The organism is Streptomyces sp. LARHCF249 (assembly GCF_052871255.1).
Window position 1 is genome coordinate 191,845 of record NZ_JBIXJQ010000011.1, and the last position, 18,657, is coordinate 210,501.

The window sequence follows — 18,657 nt, forward strand, 5'->3', positions numbered from 1 at the left end:
CTGAACCCGTCAGCCCCTCGGCGATCGGCCCGAGGGGTTGTGCCAGTGCGGCGCGGGGCGGTTCAGGAACCACTCCCCGAAGCCCAGCGGGCGGCCGTTCGGGCCGTGCCCCTTGCCGGCGGCCGGTACGGAGTCGTGGAAGATCCGGCCGGGGTGGGCGCCCAGCTCCTCCAGGAGGAAGGCGGTCTCCTCGATGAACAGCGGCGGTCCGCTGAGGTAGACGTCCTGGTCGGGCCACAGGCCCCGGTTGCCGAGCGCGGTGGCCAGCCGGTCGGTGGCCTGGTTGCGGTGCTGCCCGGGGGCCGGCGTGATGTAGGTGACGGCGAGCCAGGGGCAGGCGGCGGCGTACTCGTCGATGAGCGCGCGGTCGTAGAGGTACGCGGCGTCCCGCGCGACCACGAAGAGCCGTACGTCCTGATCGGGAGGGTGCTCCGCGAGGTCCTCCAGGATGGCCCGGACCGGCGCCCAGCCGGTCCCGGCGGCGATCAGGCTGGCCGGGCGGTCCGCGTGGCGGAAGGTCAGCTGCCCGCCCGCCGCACCGAGCCGCAGCGTCTCGCCCGGCTGCACGTCGCGGACCAGGGCGGTGCTCAGCCGCCCCCGCTCGATCCGGCTGACGTGCAGGTCCAGGGTGCCGTCGGGGCGGGGGGCGTTGCCGACGGAGTACGTGCGCCAGGTCGTCGGGACCCGCTCGCTGCTCACGCTCGTGTACTGGCCGGGCAGATAGGGGAAGGGGGCGTGCGGCCTCAGGGTCAGCACGCCGATGTCCTGCCCGTACTGGAGGTGGCGTACGACCTCCGCGTCCCACCAGGGCGGGTCCTCGCTCGAGGCGGCGCCGGCCAGCATCGCGTCGGCGATCACCTGGTACGCCTCGGCCCAGGCCTTCTCCACCTGCGGGGTCCAGGCCTCGCCGGAGGTCTCGGCGAGGGCGGCGAGCAGGCTGGTGCCCACGGCCGCGTAGTGCTCGGGCCCGGCCCGGAACTTGCGGTGGTCGCGGCCCAGGTCGCGGAGATAGGGGACGAGGCTGTCGTTCTCCAGGTGGGCGATCACGTGGGTGAGCGCGGCGAAGAGCCGGTCCCGCTGCCGCTCCATGTCCTCGAAGGAGGCCGGGAAGAGCTCACGGACGTTGGGGTTGTGCCAGAAGAGGTGGGAGTAGAAGAACTTGACCGCGTGCTCGGCCCGTCTCTCCACCACCGCGAAACTGCTTTTCAAGATCCTCACATCCACAAAACCGAAAGTAGGAGTGTCGGGGAAGTCGAGGTCAAGTGACAGCGGATCTACGGACAGCCGCGACGAAGCACCCATATCGGATGGGGTCCGGGAGTCGGGATACGGTCATCGGGTGCACGAGCAGATCCCCGCAGCCTCCGCAGACACCCCCTCGGCCTCCCCTTCCCCCACGGGACCGACCCTGTTCGACTGGGAGTTCGCGACCGATCCCTATCCGGCCTACGCCTGGCTGCGCGAGCACTCCCCGGTGCACCGCACCAAGCTCCCCAGCGGGGTCGAGGCCTGGCTGGTCACCCGGTACGCCGACGCCCGCCAGGCCCTCGCCGACCAGCGGCTCAGCAAGAATCCGGCGCACCACGCCGAGCCCGCGCACGCCAAGGGCAAGACCGGGATCCCGGGGGAGCGCAAGGCGGAGCTGATGACGCACCTGCTCAACATCGACCCGCCGGACCACACCCGGCTGCGGCGGCTGGTGTCGAAGGCGTTCACCCCGCGCAGGGTCGCCGAGTTCACACCGCGGGTGCAGGAGCTGACCGACCACCTCATCGACCAGTTCGCGGCGAAGGGGGAGGCGGACCTCATCCACGAGTTCGCCTTCCCGCTCCCCATCTACGCCATCTGCGAGATGCTCGGCGTACCGCGCGAGGACCAGGACGACTTCCGCGACTGGGCCGGGATGATGATCCGCCACGGCGGCGGTCCGCGCGGCGGGGTCGCCCGTTCCGTGAAGCAGATGCGGACGTATCTCGGGGAACTCATCCACCGCAAGCGGGATGATCTGGGCAATGACCTCATTTCCGATCTGATCCGGGCGAGTGACCACGGCGACCATCTGACGGAGGCCGAGGCCACGGCCATGGCTTTCATCCTGCTTTTCGCCGGTTTCGAAACCACCGTCAACCTCATCGGCAACGGCGTCCACTCCCTCTTCATGAACCCCGGCGAACGCGAGCGCCTCCAGGCCTCCCTCGCGGCCGGCGAGAGCGGCCTGCTGGAGACCGGCGTCGAGGAACTGCTGCGCTACGACGGCCCGGTGGAGCTGGCCACCTGGCGGTTCGCCACCGAGCCGCTGACCCTCGGCGGGCAGTCGGTCGCGGCCGGGGATCCGGTCCTGGTCGTCCTCGCGGCCGCCGACCGCGACCCCGGGCGGTTCGCCGAGCCGGACACCCTCGACCTCTCCCGGGCCGACAACCAGCACCTCGGGTACGGCCACGGCATCCACTACTGCCTGGGTGCTCCGCTCGCGCGACTTGAAGGACAGACCGCGCTTGCGACTTTGCTCACGCGTCTGCCAGATCTGGAACTCGCTGTTCCGCCCGAGGAGCTGCGCTGGCGCGGCGGACTGATCATGCGTGGCCTGCGCACCCTTCCCGTGCGCTTCACACCCCGAAACATCTGAAGGGCAACTGACCGGAAGTCAGTTGCCGACCGGAGTTGTGACAACCGTTCGAAGGCCGCTAGGTTCTGCCGTTATCCAGCCGTTATGCGAAAGGTGCAGCCTCATGCGTTCCGGGAACGGCCGCCACAGACGCCCCCGTCAGGTGCCCGCGATAGTCGTCACTGCCGGAGTCACCGGCTCCGCGCTGGCCCTGCCGCTGCTCGCCGCCACCGGCGCGAGTGCGGCCGACACGTCCACGTGGGACAAGGTCGCCGAGTGCGAGAGCGGTGGCGCCTGGAGCGCCAACTTCGGCAGCGGACAGTACGGCGGCCTGCAGTTCACCCAGGAGCAGTGGAAGAACGCGGGTGGCCTCGACTTCGCCGAGCGGGCCGACCTGGCGAGCCGTTCCCAGCAGATCGCCGTGGCCGAGCGCGTACTGGCCTCCCAGGGCCCGCAGGCCTGGCCGCTGTGCGCGGCTTCGGCCGGGCTGGACGGGCAGGGCGCCGCAGCCGCGGTCGACCCGGGCCTGCCCGGCGGCTCCGTGACCCCGACCGCGCCCTCCCGCCCGGACGACACCGTGCCCACCACCGGGCCCGGCAAGCCGTCCACGGACTTCGGCGCTCCGACGCACCCCGCGCCGAGCCCCTCCGGCACCCCGTCGTTCACGCTCCCCGACAGCCCGCTCGCGCCCTCCCTCGGACTGCCCGTCATGCCCTCGCCGGACGACCCCTCCACGGCTCCGGCCCCGGTGGACCCGACCGCGCCGACCACCCCCGTCAGCCCGGGTGAGACCACGGCGCCGCCGGTCGCCCCGCCGGCCACCCCGGGCCAGCCCCCCGTGACCCCGGGCGCCCCCGTGACCCCGGCAGACCCGACGGCGCCGGCGACTCCGGGTGTCCCGGACGCCTCGGCCGACCCCACCGCACCCACCGCACCGGCCGCACCGGCCCCCGAGGGCAGCGGCAAGCACCGCGGTGCGCCGGCCGCCGAGGCGCCGACCGCACCTGATGCCGCGTCGGAGCCCACGTACACCGTCAAGGAGGGCGACAGCCTGATCGCCATCGCGGACGCCAAGGGACTCGAGGGCGGCTGGAACGCGCTCTACGCGGCCAATGAGCAGGTCATCGGCAAGGATGCCAATCTGATCAAGCCCGGCCAGAACCTGGATCTAACTGCCGAATAAGGGCAGTTCGGGCGGCCGGAAAGAGTTGATTGTCCGTTTTCTGTAAGTGAGACATGTGTCTCTTCCGGTCAACTGGCGTGTCCCGCCCGGGGGCTTCCGCGAACCCCGTCCTCACCTGCGCAAATACCCGTACGAAGGGCGCAAGTAGGGGCTGTTTCTCCCCGATGGGGCTCGTTGAACATCGGGGAGGGACCTGTCTACCTTCTGAGTCGCCCGCCACCGCGGGCTCCTTCGACCGCATCGCCGAATCCTGCCGGCGGACGGGGGGAACAGTCGTCGCGTCAAGCGCCGAAGGCAGGAGCGGGGGAACCAAGGTAGGTGCCGGGAGCGGCCGTTGAGAGACGGTCACGCCACCGGCTAGGGGTTAAGACGTGCGCTAGGTCGCACGGCCGGGCAACTCACTCGCCCGAACCCGACAGCTCACCTCGTAGGCGTCGGTGAGGAGAATCTCCATGCTGCTTTCCGGCAAGGGCAAGCACCGCCGCGCCTCCAAGGCCGCCCGCATCGTCACGCTCGCCGGTGTCGCCGGTGTCGCCGTCGCCGCCCCCCTGATGGCCGCGGGCACCGCCAGCGCCGCCACCGCGTCCGAGTGGGACAAGGTCGCGCAGTGCGAGTCCGGCGGCAACTGGGCCATCAACACGGGCAACGGCTACTACGGCGGCCTGCAGTTCTCGTCCTCCACCTGGGCCGCGTTCGGCGGCAAGACGTACGCCGCGCAGGCCAACCAGGCCTCGAAGGCCCAGCAGATAGCCGTCGCGGAGAAGGTCCTCAAGGGCCAGGGCAAGGGCGCCTGGCCGCACTGCGGCAAGGGTCTGTCGAACTCCTCCTACACCGGCGGCGGCTCGACCGAGACCGCCCCGAAGCAGGAGAAGAAGACCGAGCCCAAGAAGACCCAGCCGAAGAAGGCCGAGCCGAAGAAGGAGACGAAGCGCTCCGAGGCTCCGACCACCCGTTCCGAGCGCTCCGAGGCCCCGGCCCCGAAGACCGGCAACGGCTCGTACGAGGTCAAGTCCGGTGACACCCTGGGCACCATCGCCGAGGCCAACGGCGTCCAGGGCGGCTGGCAGAAGCTGTTCGAGCTGAACAAGGACATCGTCTCGGACGCCGACCTGATCTTCCCGGGTCAGAAGCTGAAGCTCAGCTGAACACTGCGGCAATAGCCGCGGCAGCGCGCACCACGCGTAACAGCCCCACCGCCCGGCGCGTATCCCCCCACGCGCCGGGCGGTGGCGTGTGCGCCGGCAGAACGGCGATGACCAACAGCCGTATGTCCTGGAAGAGGGGTATTCGGGCCCTTTTTCGTCCCAGGGGCCGGGCGGTCGGCCGATCGAGAGCCCCGAGCCGGTTAGGCTCTAGTCGGCAAGGCCATCCCACGGCCTGATGCCACCGCACACCCAGCGTCACATCCCAGAAGGAGATGCTCGTGCCGTCCATCGACGTCGTCGTAGCCCGGGAAATCCTGGACTCCCGAGGCAACCCCACGGTCGAGGTCGAGGTGGGCCTCGACGATGGCAGCACCGGCCGTGCTGCAGTTCCGTCCGGCGCCTCCACCGGTGCATTCGAGGCCATCGAGCTCCGTGACGGTGACCCCGACCGTTACTTCGGCAAGGGTGTCGAGAAGGCCGTCCTCGCCGTCATCGAGCAGATCGGCCCGGAGCTCGTCGGCTACGACGCCACCGAGCAGCGCCTGATCGACCAGGCCATGTTCGACCTGGACGCCACCGACAACAAGGGCTCGCTCGGCGCCAACGCCATCCTCGGCGTCTCCCTCGCCGTCGCGCACGCCGCGTCCGAGGCCTCGGACCTCCCGCTCTTCCGCTACCTCGGCGGCCCGAACGCGCACCTGCTGCCCGTTCCGATGATGAACATCCTCAACGGCGGGTCGCACGCCGACTCCAACGTGGACATCCAGGAGTTCATGATCGCCCCGATCGGCGCGGAGTCCTTCTCCGAGGCGCTGCGCTGGGGTGCCGAGGTCTACCACACCCTCAAGAAGGTCCTGCACACCAAGGGCCTCTCCACCGGGCTGGGCGACGAGGGCGGCTTCGCCCCGAACCTGGAGTCCAACCGCGCCGCGCTCGACCTCATCGTCGAGGCCATCAAGCAGGCCGGCTACACCCCGGGCAAGGACATCGCGCTCGCGCTCGACGTCGCCGCGTCCGAGTTCTACAAGGACGGCAAGTACGAGTTCGAGGGCCAGTCCCGCTCGGCCGCCGAGATGACCGAGTACTACGAGGAGCTCGTCTCCGCGTACCCGATGGTCTCCATCGAGGACCCGCTGTACGAGGACGACTGGGCCGGCTGGAAGACCCTCACCGACAAGCTGGGCTCCAAGGTCCAGATCGTCGGCGACGACCTCTTCGTCACCAACCCGGAGCGCCTGGCCCGCGGCATCGAGGAGGGCTCCGCGAACGCCCTGCTCGTGAAGGTGAACCAGATCGGTTCGCTGACCGAGACCCTCGACGCCGTCGAGATGGCCCAGCGCAACGGCTTCAAGTGCATGATGTCGCACCGCTCCGGCGAGACCGAGGACGTCACCATCGCCGACCTCGCGGTCGCCGTGAACTGCGGTCAGATCAAGACCGGCGCCCCGGCCCGCTCGGACCGTGTCGCCAAGTACAACCAGCTGCTGCGCATCGAGGAGATCCTCGACGACGCCGCGGTGTACGCGGGCCGCAGCGCCTTCCCGCGCTTCAAGGGCTAATCACGCTCTTGCCTCCGTACGTCCCCGCACTCGGTCCCGTACCGTGTGCGGGGACGTATTGCGTAGTGCGTGCACAGGGGAGGCGGACCAATGGCCGGGAACCGGGATCGGTTCTCCACCTTCTCCACCGCGACCAGGCTCAAGCAGCTCGGCGAGCGGACCGCCGCCCATGTCTACCGCTCGCAGTCGCGCCGCCAGGTCCGCCGCAGCCGGCTGACCGGCCGGGCCGCGCTCCTGGTGCTCGTCCTCTGTACCCTGGTCGTCGCCCTCGCGTATCCGATGCGCCAGTACGTCTCCCAGCGTTCGGAGATCGCGGAGCAGCAGCGGGCCGCGGCCGCCGCGCGGGAGCGCCTGGAGCGGCTCCGCGACGAGAAGGCCCGCTGGCAGGACGACGCCTATGCGGAGCAGCAGGCGCGCAAGCACCTGCACTTCCTGCGCCCGGGGGAGATCGGCTACATCATGACCGACCCCGGGGCCCAGGCGGCGGCCGAGCGGCACCGGACCGGCCGGGCCGGCTCCGACCGCCCCTGGTACTCCAACGTCTGGGACGGCGTCGACAAGGCCGACCGCCCGGGCGACTGACCCACACTCCAAGCACACCGAAACGAAGAGACCTACTCCAGGCATGCAGACGCCCCCGCCCCAGACCGACCGGACCGAGCCGACCGACGCGGACATCGAGGCGTTCGAGCAGCAGCTCGGCCGCCCGCCGCGCGGGCTGCGCGCCATCGCCCACCGCTGCCCCTGCGGCCAGCCGGACGTGGTGGAGACCGCGCCGCGGCTCCCCGACGGCACCCCCTTCCCGACGCTGTACTACCTGACGTGCCCGCGCGCGGCCTCCGCGATCGGCACGCTCGAGGCCAACGGCGTGATGAAGGAGATGCAGGCCCGGCTCGCCGAGGACCCCGAGCTCGCCGCCGCCTACCAGGCCGCGCACGAGGACTACATCCGGCGCCGCGACGCCATCGAGGTGCTCCAGGGCTTCCCCAGCGCCGGCGGGATGCCGGACCGGGTGAAGTGCCTGCACGTGCTCGTCGGCCACTCGCTGGCCGCGGGCCCGGGCGTGAACCCGTTCGGCGACGAGGCCCTCGCCATGCTGCCGGAGTGGTGGGCCAAGGGCGCCTGCGTCACCCCGTGCGCGGAGAAGAAGGAAGAGTCGCTGTGACCCGGGTCGCGGCCGTCGACTGCGGTACGAACTCCATCCGCCTCCTGGTCGCGGACTGCGACCCCTCCACCGGCGACCTGGTCGAGCTGGACCGGCGGATGACCATCGTCCGGCTCGGCCAGGGCGTGGACAGGACCGGGCGGCTGGCCCCGGAGGCGCTGGAGCGCACCTTCGCGGCCTGCCGCGAGTACGCGGAGGTCATCAAGGAGCTGGGCGCGGAGAAGGTCCGCTTCGTGGCGACCTCGGCCTCCCGGGACGCGGAGAACCGCGCCGACTTCGTCCAGGGCGTCCTGGACATCCTGGGCGTCGAGCCCGAGGTGATCTCCGGGGACCGGGAGGCGGAGTTCTCCTTCACCGGCGCCACCAAGGAGCTGACCGCCCACGAGCACCTGGAGCGGCCGTTCCTGGTGGTGGACATCGGCGGCGGCTCGACCGAGTTCGTGGTCGGCGGGGAGCACGTGCGGGCGGCCCGTTCCGTGGACGTGGGCTGCGTGCGGATGACCGAGCGCCACCTCGTCGTGGACGGGGTCGTCAGCGACCCGCCGACCGAGGCCCAGGTGGCGGCCGTACGGGCCGACATCGAGGCGGCGCTGGACCTGGCCGCCGAGACGGTCCCGCTGGCCGAGGCCCGCACCCTGGTGGGCCTGGCCGGCTCGGTGACCACGATCGCGGCGATCGCGCTCGGGCTGCCCGAGTACCGCTCGGAGGTCATCCACCACTCCCGGATCTCCTACGAGCAGGTCCGCGAGATCACCGGCCGCATGCTGACGTCGACCCACGCCGAGCGCGCGGCGATCCCCGTGATGCACCCGGGCCGGGTGGACGTGATCGGCGCCGGCGCCCTGGTCCTCCTGGCGATCATGGAGCGCATCGGCGCCTCGGAGGTCGTCGTCTCGGAACACGACATCCTCGACGGCATCGCCTGGTCCGTGGCCTGAACGGCGGGCGGGCGAGGGGCTGTAGGGGCCTGCGGAGGGTCCTGAAACGGCCTGGGAGGGGTCCCGGGTCCCGTGATCCACACGAAGTTCGTGAAGTTCTTCACAAGGAAAAGGGGCCTGATGGGCCAACGGAAGGGTCTTTCGGACCCTTCCCGAGGCCCTCGGGCCCTTTTTCGTGGCCGTTCGTGCGATCGGCGGACCCGACGGGTTCCGCATCGGAGGTATGGACGAAGCCCGGTGGTCCAGTCCGGTTGAGGGCCTGGAGGCCAGTTCAGGACGGGTGAACAACGACTCCCGTTACACCGTGGTTCCCGCACGGCGCCATGACCTCCGTCACGTGGGCGGCGGAGTGTAGCAGAGGCCTTCCGACACCTTGTGAAGGGGCTCACGAGCGACACCCCATTGGGTGCTGGATACTCGTTCCATGAGCACCACGGAGCGTCCCAGGATCCTCGTTGTAGGAGGTGGGTACGTAGGCCTGTACGCAGCCAAGCGCATCATGAAGAAGATGCGCTACGGCGAGGCGACCGTCACGGTCGTCGACCCGCGCTCGTACATGACCTACCAGCCCTTCCTCCCCGAAGTGGCCGCAGGCAGCATCTCGCCTCGGCACGTCGTCGTCCCGCTGCGACGCGTGCTGCCCAAGGCCGAGGTACTTACCGGCCGGGTCACCAGCATCGACCAGGACCGCAAGGTCGCCGTCGTCACGCCGCTGGTCGGCGAGGCGTACGAGCTGCCCTTCGACTACCTGGTGATCGCGCTCGGCGCCGTCTCCCGCACCTTCCCGATCCCCGGCCTCGCCGAACAGGGCATCGGTATGAAGGGCGTCGAAGAGGGCATCGGCCTGCGCAACCACGTACTCGAGCAGCTCGACAAGGCCGAGTCCACGACGGACGAGAACGTCCGCCGCAAGGCCCTCACCTTCGTCTTCGTGGGCGGCGGCTTCGCCGGCGCGGAGACCATCGGCGAGGTCGAGGACATGGCCCGCGACGCCGCGAAGTACTACGCCACGATCAAGCGCGAGGACATGCGCTTCATCCTGGTCGACGCGGCCGACAAGATCCTTCCCGAGGTCGGGCCCAAGCTCGGCACCTGGGGCAAGGAGCACCTCGAGTCCCGCGGCATCGAGATCTACCTCAACACCTCCATGGACTCCTGCGTGGACGGCCGCGTGGTGCTGAAGAACGGCCTCGAGGTCGACTCCAACACCATCGTGTGGACCGCGGGCGTCAAGCCCAACCCGGTGCTGGCCCGCTACGGCCTGCCGCTGGGCCCGCGCGGCCACGTCGACGCCGAGCCCACCCTCCAGGTCAAGGGCACGGACTACATCTGGACCGCGGGCGACAACGCCCAGGTGCCGGACATGGCGTCCCGCAAGGCCGGCGTCGAGAACGCCTGGTGCCCGCCGAACGCCCAGCACGCGCTGCGCCAGGCCAAGGTCCTCGGCGACAACGTCATCTCGGGCATGCGGGGCTTCCCGCAGAGCGAGTACTCGCACTCCAACAAGGGTGCGGTGGCGGGCCTCGGCCTCCACAAGGGCGTCGCGATGATCGTCATGGGCAAGATGAAGATCAAGCTCAAGGGCCGGCTCGCCTGGTACATGCACCGCGGCTACCACGGCATGGCCATGCCGACCTGGAACCGCAAGATCCGCGTCTTCGCCGACTGGACCCTCGGCATGTTCCTCAAGCGCGAGGTCGTCTCCCTCGGTGCGCTGGAGACCCCGCGCGAGGAGTTCTACGAGGCCGCCAAGCCGGCCCCGGCTCCCGCCGCGGCACCGGCCCAGAAGGCCAAGGCCTCCTGACCCGGGCCTGACCGGAACACCCCCAGCACGTCCCCGAAGGGGCCGCCCGCCATCCGTGGTGCGGGCGGCCCCTTCGGCATGTCCCGGCCCGGGAATGGGTAGGCCGCTCTGTCGGAGCTTTCTGGAGGTGCCTACGATGACCGACGCCGCGCCGCGGCTGGCCGCACTCGCCGAGACCTTGCTGGGCGCCCCCCTGCCCGTCCGCATACGGGCCTGGGACGGCAGCGAGGCCGGCGCGCCCACCGGCCCCACCCTGGTGCTGACCAACCGCAGGGCCCTGCGCCGCATGCTGTGGAAGCCGGGCGAGCTGGGCCTCGCGCGCGCCTGGGTCGCCGGCGACCTCGTCGTCGAGGGCGATCTCTTCGACCTGCTCGACCGGGTGGCCGGGCTGCTCTGGGAGCGGGAGTCCGCCACCGCGCCCACCGCCCACGCCAAGCACGCCCGGCTCGCCCGCGCCGGCAGCACCCTCGCACTGCTGCGCGACCCGGCCGCGCGGGCCGCCGTACGCGACCTCGCCGCGCTGGCCCGGCCGTGGCCCGCGCCCGCCCCGCCGTCCGAGGAGGCCCCCCGCCGCAGCGGGCCCGTCCACACCAAGGTCCGCGACCGCGCGGCCGTCAGCCACCACTACGACGTCGGCAACGAGTTCTACGCTCACGTGCTCGGCCCGTCCATGGTCTACTCCTGCGCCTACTGGAGCCCCGGGGCCACCCTGGAGGAGGCCCAGCGCGACAAGCTCGACCTGGTCTGCCGCAAGCTCGCCCTCGCGCCCGGCGCCCGGCTCCTGGACGTCGGCTGCGGCTGGGGCTCCATGGCCCTGCACGCCGCCCGCGAGTACGGGGTCCAGGTCACCGGCATCACGCTCTCGCGCGAGCAGGCCGCGTACGCCCGCAAGCGGGTCGCCGAGGAGGGCCTGGCCGACCGGGTCGAGATCCGCGTCCAGGACTACCGGGACGTCAAGGACGGCCCGTACGACGCCATCTCGTCCATCGGCATGGCCGAGCACGTCGGCGCCGACCGCTACCGCGACTACGCCCGCACCCTGCACGCTCTGCTCCGCCCCGGCGGCCGCCTGCTGAACCACCAGATCGCCCGGCCGCCGGAGCCCGACGAAGAGGCCTACCGGATCGACGAGTTCATCGACGCGTACGTCTTCCCCGACGGGGAGCTCTCACCGCTCGGCAGTACCGTCGGCGAGCTGGAGCGGGCCGGGTTCGAGGTCCGCGACGTGGAGGCGCTGCGCGAGCACTACGCGCTGACCCTGCGGGCCTGGGTGGCCCGCCTGCAGGGCCACTGGGAGGAGGCCGTACGCCTCACCTCGCCGGGCAGGGCACGGGTGTGGCTGCTGTACATGGCGGCCTCCGCGCTCGGCTTCGAGCACGGCCGGCTCGGCGTCAACCAGGTCCTCGCGGTGCGCCCCGGGGCGGCCGGCGACTCCGGGCTGCCGCTGAGGCTGCGCACCTGGGGCGCGTGAGGTCCCCTACGGACGACGGGAAGGGCCCCGGGGCGTGTGCCCCGGGGCCCTTCCCCCTCCGGACGTCCTGAACAGCCGGTCCGCTACTCCGTCTTGATGGCGGTGAGCATGTTCAGCCGGGCGGCGCTGCGGGCCGGCCACATGGCGGCCAGGACACCGACCACGGCCGCCAGCAGGAGGAAGACGCCGATCCGGTCCCACGGGAGGACGAGTTCGTAGTTCGGCATGGAATTCGCCAGCGTGGTGCCCACGCCCCAGGCGAGGAAGACGCCGATGGCGACGCCCAGGACCGCGCCGAACAGCGAGATCACCACGGCTTCCAGGCGGATCATGTTCTTGACCCGGCTGCGGTCGAGGCCGATCGCCCGCAGCATGCCGATCTCCTGGGTCCGCTCGAAGACGGACATCGCCAGGGTGTTGACCACGCCGAGCACCGAGATGATCAGCGCCATTCCGAGCAGGCCGTACATGATGTTCAGCATCGTGTTGATCATGCCGCCCATCTCGTTGCGCATGTCCTGCTGGGTGGCGACGGTGATGGCCGGGTTCTTGCCGAGGGCGTCGACGACCTTCTGCTGGCCGGCAGCGGATTCCCCGCCGTCGACGTTGACGTACACCTCGCGGACGTACTGCTCCTCGCCGTGCTCGCTGAGGATCTTGTTGTCGAGGACGTACGGGGAGAGCAGGCCGTCCATGTCCTTGTAGACCGCGCCGACCTTCAGGGTGCCCTCCCGGCCGTCGTCGTACCGGACCTGGAGGGCGGAGCCGACGGCGAGGCTCTGCTTCTTCGCGGTCTTCTCGGCGACCGCCAGCTCGCCCTTGCCGAGGCTGTCCAGCGAACCGCTGGTGACCTCGATGTTCAGCATCTGGCCGATGGTGGCCGGGTTGACGCCGGAGGCCGAGCGGAAGTCCTCGCCGACCATGAAGTAGCCCGCCGCCTGCGGGGAGACCGCCTTGATCCCGGGGGCCTTGGCCAGCGTCTCGGCCACCGACTTGTCCAGGCTGCCCATGTCGCTCGCCATGGAGACGCGGTAGTCCGCCTTGAGCTTCTCGGTGCTCATGCGGTCGACAACCTTGCCCACGGTGATGCCGAGCACCGACAGGGTGGTGACCAGGGTCAGGCCGATCGCCAGGGAGGCGGCGGTGACGGCGGTGCGGCGCGGGTTGCGGACGGCGTTCTGGGCGGCCAGCTTGCCGGGGACCCCGAACACCTTCTGCAGCAGCGGGCGGACGGCCGCGATGACCGGCTTGGAGAGCAGCGGCAGCAGCACGATCATGCCGATGAGCATGAAGAACGCGCCCGCGCCGATCACCATGCGGCCCTCGTCCTTGCCCATGGACACGCCGAGCAGGACCAGGCCGACGGCGAGGACGCCGATGACCGAGCCGATGACGTTGCGCAGCACCAGGGACTTCGCGCTGGACGGCAGGTGGGCGCTGCCCATGGCGGCGACCGGGGCGATCCGGCCGGTGCGCCAGGCGGGCAGCACCGCGGCGACCGTGGTGACCAGGATGCCGACGACCAGGGCAGCGACCACGGTGGCCGGCGCGATCACGAGGCTGCCGCCGGGGAGCTTGGCGCCGAAGGAGCCGATCAGGGAGCGGATGCCGACGGCCAGGCCGATGCCGCTGATCAGGCCGATGACGGCGGACAGCGTGCCGACGACCAGGGCCTCGGCGAGGACCGAGCGCATGACCTGGCCGCGGTTGGCGCCGACGGCGCGCAGCAGGGCCAGCTCCTTGGTGCGCTGGGTGACCAGCATGGTGAAGGTGTTGTAGATGAGGAAGACGCCGACGAACAGCGAGATCCCGGCGAAGACGAGCAGCATGGTGCCGAGCTGGCCCAGGCCCTTCTCGATCTCCTTGGCCTGCTCCGCGGCGAGCGCCGCGCCGGTCTGCGCCTTGGTGTTCTTGCTGTCGAGCAGCGGCTTGATCTCGGCGAGCAGCTGGTCGGCGGAGGCGCCGGCCTTGGCGGCGACCGACAGCTCCTCGAAGTAGCCGGGCTTGAGGTAGAGCTCCTGGGCGACCTTGGTGTCGAAGAGCACCAGGCTGCCGCCGGCCTGGACGGCGCCGTCCTCGGTGGTGAAGACACCGGCGAGGGCGTACTCCTTGACCGGGCCGTTGGTGGCGACGCGGACCTTGTCGCCGACCTTGTACGCGCCCGCGTCCGCGGTCGCCTTGTCGAGCGCGACCTCGCCGGCCTTGACCGGCCCGGCGCCCTGGACGAAGGAGTAGCGCGGGTCCTTGCCGTCCTTGACGGGCGCGTAGTTGGCGCCCTTGTTGGACCAGCCGGCGCCGATCAGCTTGCCGTTCTCGTCGCCCACGCCGGCGAAGCCGGAGACGCGGCCGGAGACGGAGTCGACGTCCTTGAGGGCCTTGACCTTGTCGAGGGTCGCCTGGCCGATGCCGGGCTCGCCCTCCTTCTGGCCGTTGTCGTCGCGGCTCTGGCCGTACGAGGTGACCGAGACGGCCACGCCTTCGTAGCTCTTGGCGGACTGGCCGGAGAGGGACTTCTCGAGGGTGTCGGTGAAGACGAGGGTGCCGGACACGAAGGCGACGCCGAGGGTGACGGCGAGCACCGTCATCAGCAGCCTGGCCTTGTGCGCGAGCACGTTGCGCAGGGCGGTACGGAACATGGGGTCTCAGTCCTGGGGCTGGAAGTCTGGAGGAGGGCTGATGGGGGGGGGGAGACCCCGGTTCAGCTGGTGCGGCCCTTGGCGTCGAACGCCTTCATGCGGTCCAGCACGCCGTCGGCGGTGGGGCTGATCACCTCGTCGACGATCCGGCCGTCGGCGAGGAAGATGACGCGGTCCGCGTAGGAGGCGGCGACCGGGTCGTGGGTGACCATCACGACGGTCTGGCCGAGCTCGCGGACGGAGTTGCGCAGGAAGCCCAGGACCTCGGCGCCGGAGCGGGAGTCGAGGTTTCCGGTGGGCTCGTCGCCGAAGATGATCTCGGGGCGGGAGGCCAGGGCGCGCGCGACGGCCACGCGCTGCTGCTGGCCGCCGGAGAGCTGGGTGGGGCGGTGCGAGAGGCGCTCGGAGAGGCCGACCATGCTGATCACCGCGTCCAGCCACTGCTTGTCGGGCTTGCGGCCCGCGATGTCCATGGGGAGCGTGATGTTCTCCAGGGCCGTCAGGGTCGGCAGCAGGTTGAAGGCCTGGAAGATGAATCCGATCTTGTCCCGGCGCAGCTGGGTGAGCTGCTTGTCCTTGAGGGACCCCAGCTCGGTGTCGCCGAGGCGCACGGAGCCGGCGGAGAACGTGTCCAGGCCGGCGACGCAGTGCATCAGCGTGGACTTGCCGGAGCCCGAGGGGCCCATGATCGCGGTGAACCGGCCCCGCGCGAAGTCCACGGAGACGTTGTCGAGGGCGACCACCTGGGTCTCGCCCTGGCCGTACACCTTCGAGAGGCCGGTGGCGCGGGCGGCCACGGCCTGGGTGGTGTGCGGGGCGTAGTTCATGGTGGTCACGGAAGCGACTCCTGTCGGGGCGGGGCTGCGGACCGGCGGTGGTCCGCCCGTCTGCGGGACGCCTCCATCGTCGCCGCGCCCACCCCCGCTCCGGATCAGCCGCGGTGCCCGTTCCCTGGCCCACTGGAGTCTGACCGCGGGTCCGTCCGCCTCCTCCTCTGGTATGACAGGGCCCTGACGACCGGGCGGCGGTGAGGGTGGCGGTGAGGGTGGCGCGCGGGGTGGCGCGGGCCGGGCGGCGGGCCCGCAGCGGGCCATCGAAATCCCGTCATTCCCACGTCGGGCGTGATCGTCGCCGAGAAGGGGCCGACCGTGCGTTCTCGGGCCTGACGACCCCTCAAGCGCCAATAAAATCAGACAACATCGGATAGACGGCCCGTTGGCGGCGAGGGCGTTCCGGATAGGCTCGGCGCAGCGTTCAAGGCTTTTTCCACGGGGGCCGCCACGCCCTGCCCGGATGGTGGAATGCAGACACGGCGAGCTTAAACCTCGCTGGCCTTCGGGCCGTGCCGGTTCAAGTCCGGCTCCGGGCACTCCGTAGGCCGCGAGGGTCGGGCCCGTTATCCCCTGCGCTTTGCCGCGCCTTCTCCTAAGATCCTCCTCCAGCAGTAGGGTGCTTTCTTTGCGAGCGCATTACTCTTGATGCAAGGCCGCGCTCGGTGGCCACGGAGGAGTGAGATGAGGAGCAGTAACCCGGTCTTCTCGCGACGGGGGTTCAGCCGCGACAACGGTGGCTACGCGGGGTTTGACGCGCAGCACCAGCAGGCCGGGACCGCGACCAACCCGTACGCGACGAACCCGTATGCGACCGACCCGGCCACGGGCATGCCGCAGGCGCCGGTCCGCGCGAACGCGATGACCATGGACGACGTCGTGAGCCGCACGGGCATGACGCTCGGCACGCTCATCGTGACGGCGACCCTGTCCTGGATCCTGCTGCCGGTCGACCCGGCCAACCTGGGCAAGTCGTACGGCATCGGCATCGGCGCGGCCCTCGTCGCGTTCGTCCTGGCCATGGTGCAGTCCTTCAAGCGCAAGCCGGTCCCGGCCCTGATCCTCGGCTACGCGGCGCTGGAGGGTGTCTTCCTCGGCGTCATCAGCGCGGCCACCAGCACCTACATGAGCCCGGGTGTCGTCATCCAGGCCGTGATGGGCACGATGTGCGTCTTCGCCGCCGTGCTCCTCGCCTACAAGATGGGCTGGATCCGGGTCAACCGGCGCTTCGCCGGCTTCGTGATGGCCGCCGCCCTGGGCTTCATCCTGCTCATGGTCGCGAACTCGCTGTTCGCGCTCTTCGGCGGCGGTGACGGCCTCGGCTTCCGCAGCGGCGGCCTCGGCCTGCTGTTCGGCGCCATCGGCGTCATCCTCGGCGCGTGCTTCCTCGCCCTCGACTTCAAGCAGGTCGAGGACGGGCTGGCGTACGGCGCCCCGCGCGAGGAGGCCTGGCTGGCCGCCTTCGGTCTGACGCTGACCCTGGTGTGGATCTACCTGGAGATGCTGCGCATCTTCCAGATCCTCTCGGGCGACGACTAGCAGGACCGGCAGCCGCTCCAGGCTGCCGTCCCACAGCAGGGGGAAGGCCCCGCGAGCAGCTGCTCGCGGGGCCTTCCCGCGTTCGCGGGGACAGGGATCGGGGGGGGCGAGGGGGAGGGCTCAGCCGAACCGGCGGGCGGCTCTGCGCAGGTCGTACTCGTGGATGATCGCCTTGGCCTGGCCGTAGGACAGTTCGTGCGCGCCGCGCAGCCAGCTGACCTTCTCTTCGAACCGGACGAGGGAGGGGCCTTCGTCGACGGTACGGAGCCAGTCGGAGAGCTCACGACCGGTGGCCTGGGGGATTCTGTCGATCATGTTCCGGTGTGTCTGCTCGGAGAACTCTACGGACATGGGCGCCTCCGGAGGTATCGCCGTGCTGTTCTCTTCACGCCACCGTGCCGGAGAGTTCGCCCGTTGGCAATGGTGCCGGGACGGCGCGTAGGGTCGGCCGGGTGCTTGATACTTCGCCCCTGACCGCCGTCGTGGAACGTTTCGCCGACCGGCTGCGGGCCGCGCCGCAGAGCCGCCTGCGGCAAGGAGCCGCCGCCGCGGCACTGGAGCTGGCCCGCGAGCTCGCCGCGCGGGCGCGGACCCTGGAGGGCCTCCCGCCGCGGGAGGTGCCGGACGCGGGGATCTTCGTCGTGGGGGACCAGGTGGCGGTGGCCGGACGGGACCTCGCCGAGGCGCTGCGCTCCGTAGGGGAGCCGGACAGCGCGAAGGCCCCGTCCGAGATGCTGGACGAGGCCGTGCGGCTGGTGGAGCAGGCGGAAGTCAGAGCGATGCGATGACGCGGTCCGCGAGGATGTAGACGTTGCTGTCCGGGTCCTCGGCGTCACCGCAGGAGAAGGTGAGCGCGTAGGCGCCGGAGATGCCCGAGCCGCCCAGCAGCACCGGCGCGGTGCCCGACCGCAGGGCCTCGGCGAGCCGCTCCGCGGTCTCCCGGTGTCCCGGGGTCATGCAGAGCGTGGTGCCGTCCGTGAAGACGTAGACGTCCAGGGTGCCCAGCGGGCCGGGGCGGACGTCCGCGAGGGCCGTACGGGCCTCCGCGAGCTCCTCGAGGCGGCTGACGGTGCGCTCGTGGTCGGCGCCGTGGTGCGCCTGGACCGGGACGAAGTCGGGGTGCGAGGGGTGGCGCCGGCGGGCGGCGGCCAGCTCGGCCGAGTCCTCGGGGTAGTCCTCCGCGGAGTCCTCGCCCAGGGCGGGCTCCAGACCCACCATGTCGGCCTGCCGGGGCAGGAAGACAGGGCTGTCCTCGCCGAGGCCGGGCAGGCCGCCCAGCAGCGCGCCGGGAGCCTCCCCGGCGAGGCGGGGGGAGGCGTCGGCGGCGTCACGGGCCTCCTGGGCGGCCCAGAAGGCGCGCGCCTCGGCGAGCTCGCGCTCGCGCTCCTCGGCCAGGGCCTCGGCCACGGCGGCTCGTATCTCGGCGGCGGGGGACTGCACGGCGCTGCGGGCGTGCGGGACGGTCGCAGCGCGCGGGTGAACCGGCATGGCCAGCTCGCCGCGCAGGGCCGTGACCTGCTTACGCAGACCGTGGACGGCGTGCAGCGCAGCAGCGCCCACGGCCGTGGCAGCGGCCGTGGTCAGCAGCAGGGCAAGAGACATGGCGCTCACTGACTAACTCCTGATTGATTCGATCCCCCGACTTCCTACATCAGCTTGACCTGACCTGGGAATGGCATGCAGTGCATTACGTCATGAATTGGACAGGCCTTTCGTCCTGAAGCCGCAGTCTGCATATCGTCTGACCTGCACAAATGCCGATCCCCCAGGAGATAGGTCACA

At 70.8% G+C, this 18,657-nt stretch carries 16 protein-coding genes, 1 tRNA gene and 1 riboswitch; of the genes, 12 read left to right on the forward strand and 5 right to left on the reverse strand.

Annotated features, from left to right (window positions below; genetic code table 11):
* Positions 1-9 precede the first annotated feature (9 nt).
* Positions 10-1,218, reverse strand: coding sequence for a globin domain-containing protein (locus tag ACIPUC_RS28985; RefSeq protein ID WP_446593282.1), 1,209 nt, complete (start codon positions 1,216-1,218; stop codon positions 10-12).
* A 121-nt stretch (positions 1,219-1,339) separates the two neighbouring features.
* On the opposite strand from ACIPUC_RS28985, the gene ACIPUC_RS28990 reads away from it, so the two are divergent.
* From ACIPUC_RS28990 to ACIPUC_RS29030, 9 genes are all read left to right on the forward strand, one after another.
* On the forward strand, positions 1,340-2,626 hold the full coding sequence (locus ACIPUC_RS28990) for a cytochrome P450 family protein (protein WP_446593284.1): 1,287 nt from the start codon (positions 1,340-1,342) through the stop codon (positions 2,624-2,626).
* 103 nt (positions 2,627-2,729) lie between these two features.
* Complete coding sequence (locus tag ACIPUC_RS28995) at positions 2,730-3,788, forward strand: transglycosylase family protein (protein WP_446593285.1); 1,059 nt, start codon at positions 2,730-2,732, stop codon at positions 3,786-3,788.
* Positions 3,789-4,064: 276 nt separating this feature from the next.
* Positions 4,065-4,237, forward strand: a riboswitch (cyclic di-AMP (ydaO/yuaA leader).
* 3 nt (positions 4,238-4,240) lie between these two features.
* Positions 4,241-4,933: a transglycosylase family protein gene (locus ACIPUC_RS29000; RefSeq protein ID WP_446593286.1), complete on the forward strand. Its 693-nt coding sequence runs from the start codon at positions 4,241-4,243 to the stop codon at positions 4,931-4,933.
* Between the two features lie 272 nt (positions 4,934-5,205).
* Positions 5,206-6,492, forward strand: a complete 1,287-nt coding sequence (gene eno / locus ACIPUC_RS29005) for a phosphopyruvate hydratase (protein ID WP_069920566.1) — start codon at positions 5,206-5,208, stop codon at positions 6,490-6,492.
* A gap of 90 nt (positions 6,493-6,582) precedes the next feature.
* Positions 6,583-7,074 (forward strand): FtsB family cell division protein, encoded by a 492-nt coding sequence (locus ACIPUC_RS29010; protein ID WP_446593287.1) that lies wholly within the window; start codon positions 6,583-6,585, stop codon positions 7,072-7,074.
* Between the two features lie 43 nt (positions 7,075-7,117).
* Positions 7,118-7,657 (forward strand): DUF501 domain-containing protein, encoded by a 540-nt coding sequence (locus tag ACIPUC_RS29015; protein WP_446593288.1) that lies wholly within the window; start codon positions 7,118-7,120, stop codon positions 7,655-7,657.
* Positions 7,654-8,595: a Ppx/GppA phosphatase family protein gene (locus tag ACIPUC_RS29020; RefSeq protein WP_446593289.1), complete on the forward strand. Its 942-nt coding sequence runs from the start codon at positions 7,654-7,656 to the stop codon at positions 8,593-8,595. Before ACIPUC_RS29015 ends, ACIPUC_RS29020 begins: the two co-directional genes overlap by 4 nt.
* A gap of 424 nt (positions 8,596-9,019) precedes the next feature.
* The gene (locus ACIPUC_RS29025; protein WP_446593290.1) at positions 9,020-10,399 is read left to right on the forward strand and encodes an NAD(P)/FAD-dependent oxidoreductase; all 1,380 of its coding nucleotides are present in this window, start codon (positions 9,020-9,022) and stop codon (positions 10,397-10,399) included.
* A 136-nt stretch (positions 10,400-10,535) separates the two neighbouring features.
* Positions 10,536-11,870 carry a class I SAM-dependent methyltransferase gene (locus ACIPUC_RS29030; protein ID WP_446593292.1) on the forward strand — a complete coding sequence of 445 codons (1,335 nt, stop codon included), beginning with the start codon at positions 10,536-10,538 and terminating at the stop codon, positions 11,868-11,870.
* A gap of 83 nt (positions 11,871-11,953) precedes the next feature.
* Here the strand turns inward: ACIPUC_RS29030 and ACIPUC_RS29035 are convergent, their stop codons facing one another.
* Together ACIPUC_RS29035 and ACIPUC_RS29040 are read right to left on the reverse strand one after the other, a co-directional pair.
* Positions 11,954-14,506 carry an ABC transporter permease gene (locus tag ACIPUC_RS29035; protein WP_446593293.1) on the reverse strand — a complete coding sequence of 851 codons (2,553 nt, stop codon included), beginning with the start codon at positions 14,504-14,506 and terminating at the stop codon, positions 11,954-11,956.
* Between the two features lie 62 nt (positions 14,507-14,568).
* On the reverse strand, positions 14,569-15,333 hold the full coding sequence (locus ACIPUC_RS29040) for an ABC transporter ATP-binding protein (protein ID WP_446593396.1): 765 nt from the start codon (positions 15,331-15,333) through the stop codon (positions 14,569-14,571).
* Positions 15,334-15,793: 460 nt separating this feature from the next.
* Between ACIPUC_RS29040 and ACIPUC_RS29045 the strand changes: the two genes are divergently transcribed.
* Both ACIPUC_RS29045 and ACIPUC_RS29050 read left to right on the forward strand, forming a co-directional pair.
* Positions 15,794-15,875: transfer RNA gene (locus tag ACIPUC_RS29045), tRNA-Leu, on the forward strand.
* A gap of 145 nt (positions 15,876-16,020) precedes the next feature.
* Complete coding sequence (locus ACIPUC_RS29050) at positions 16,021-16,875, forward strand: Bax inhibitor-1/YccA family protein (RefSeq protein ID WP_446593295.1); 855 nt, start codon at positions 16,021-16,023, stop codon at positions 16,873-16,875.
* A gap of 120 nt (positions 16,876-16,995) precedes the next feature.
* On the opposite strand, the gene ACIPUC_RS29055 is transcribed toward ACIPUC_RS29050, so the two are convergent.
* Positions 16,996-17,226 carry a DUF4287 domain-containing protein gene (locus ACIPUC_RS29055; RefSeq protein ID WP_069920555.1) on the reverse strand — a complete coding sequence of 77 codons (231 nt, stop codon included), beginning with the start codon at positions 17,224-17,226 and terminating at the stop codon, positions 16,996-16,998.
* A gap of 101 nt (positions 17,227-17,327) precedes the next feature.
* Here ACIPUC_RS29055 and ACIPUC_RS29060 point away from each other — a divergent pair, with 101 nt between their 5' ends.
* Positions 17,328-17,663: a hypothetical protein gene (locus tag ACIPUC_RS29060; RefSeq protein WP_446593297.1), complete on the forward strand. Its 336-nt coding sequence runs from the start codon at positions 17,328-17,330 to the stop codon at positions 17,661-17,663.
* On the opposite strand, the gene ACIPUC_RS29065 is transcribed toward ACIPUC_RS29060, so the two are convergent.
* Positions 17,647-18,477 carry a hypothetical protein gene (locus ACIPUC_RS29065; protein ID WP_446593398.1) on the reverse strand — a complete coding sequence of 277 codons (831 nt, stop codon included), beginning with the start codon at positions 18,475-18,477 and terminating at the stop codon, positions 17,647-17,649. The genes ACIPUC_RS29060 and ACIPUC_RS29065 overlap by 17 nt on opposite strands.
* Between the last annotated feature and the right edge of the window lie 180 nt (positions 18,478-18,657).

What these genes read in the sequence shown, in the direction of transcription:
- ACIPUC_RS28995 (WP_446593285.1), top strand. Translation starts at nt 2,730, where the DNA reads ATGCGTTCCGGGAACGGCCGCCACAGACGCCCCCGTCAGGTGCCCGCG.
- ACIPUC_RS29000 (WP_446593286.1), top strand. Translation starts at nt 4,241, where the DNA reads ATGCTGCTTTCCGGCAAGGGCAAGCACCGCCGCGCCTCCAAGGCCGCC.
- eno (WP_069920566.1), top strand. Translation starts at nt 5,206, where the DNA reads ATGCTCGTGCCGTCCATCGACGTCGTCGTAGCCCGGGAAATCCTGGAC.
- ACIPUC_RS29010 (WP_446593287.1), top strand. Translation starts at nt 6,583, where the DNA reads ATGGCCGGGAACCGGGATCGGTTCTCCACCTTCTCCACCGCGACCAGG.
- ACIPUC_RS29015 (WP_446593288.1), top strand. Translation starts at nt 7,118, where the DNA reads ATGCAGACGCCCCCGCCCCAGACCGACCGGACCGAGCCGACCGACGCG.
- ACIPUC_RS29025 (WP_446593290.1), top strand. Translation starts at nt 9,020, where the DNA reads ATGAGCACCACGGAGCGTCCCAGGATCCTCGTTGTAGGAGGTGGGTAC.
- ACIPUC_RS29030 (WP_446593292.1), top strand. Translation starts at nt 10,536, where the DNA reads ATGACCGACGCCGCGCCGCGGCTGGCCGCACTCGCCGAGACCTTGCTG.
- ACIPUC_RS29035 (WP_446593293.1), bottom strand. Translation starts at nt 14,506, where the DNA reads ATGTTCCGTACCGCCCTGCGCAACGTGCTCGCGCACAAGGCCAGGCTG.
- ACIPUC_RS29040 (WP_446593396.1), bottom strand. Translation starts at nt 15,333, where the DNA reads ATGAACTACGCCCCGCACACCACCCAGGCCGTGGCCGCCCGCGCCACC.
- ACIPUC_RS29050 (WP_446593295.1), top strand. Translation starts at nt 16,021, where the DNA reads ATGAGGAGCAGTAACCCGGTCTTCTCGCGACGGGGGTTCAGCCGCGAC.
- ACIPUC_RS29055 (WP_069920555.1), bottom strand. Translation starts at nt 17,226, where the DNA reads ATGTCCGTAGAGTTCTCCGAGCAGACACACCGGAACATGATCGACAGA.
- ACIPUC_RS29065 (WP_446593398.1), bottom strand. Translation starts at nt 18,477, where the DNA reads ATGTCTCTTGCCCTGCTGCTGACCACGGCCGCTGCCACGGCCGTGGGC.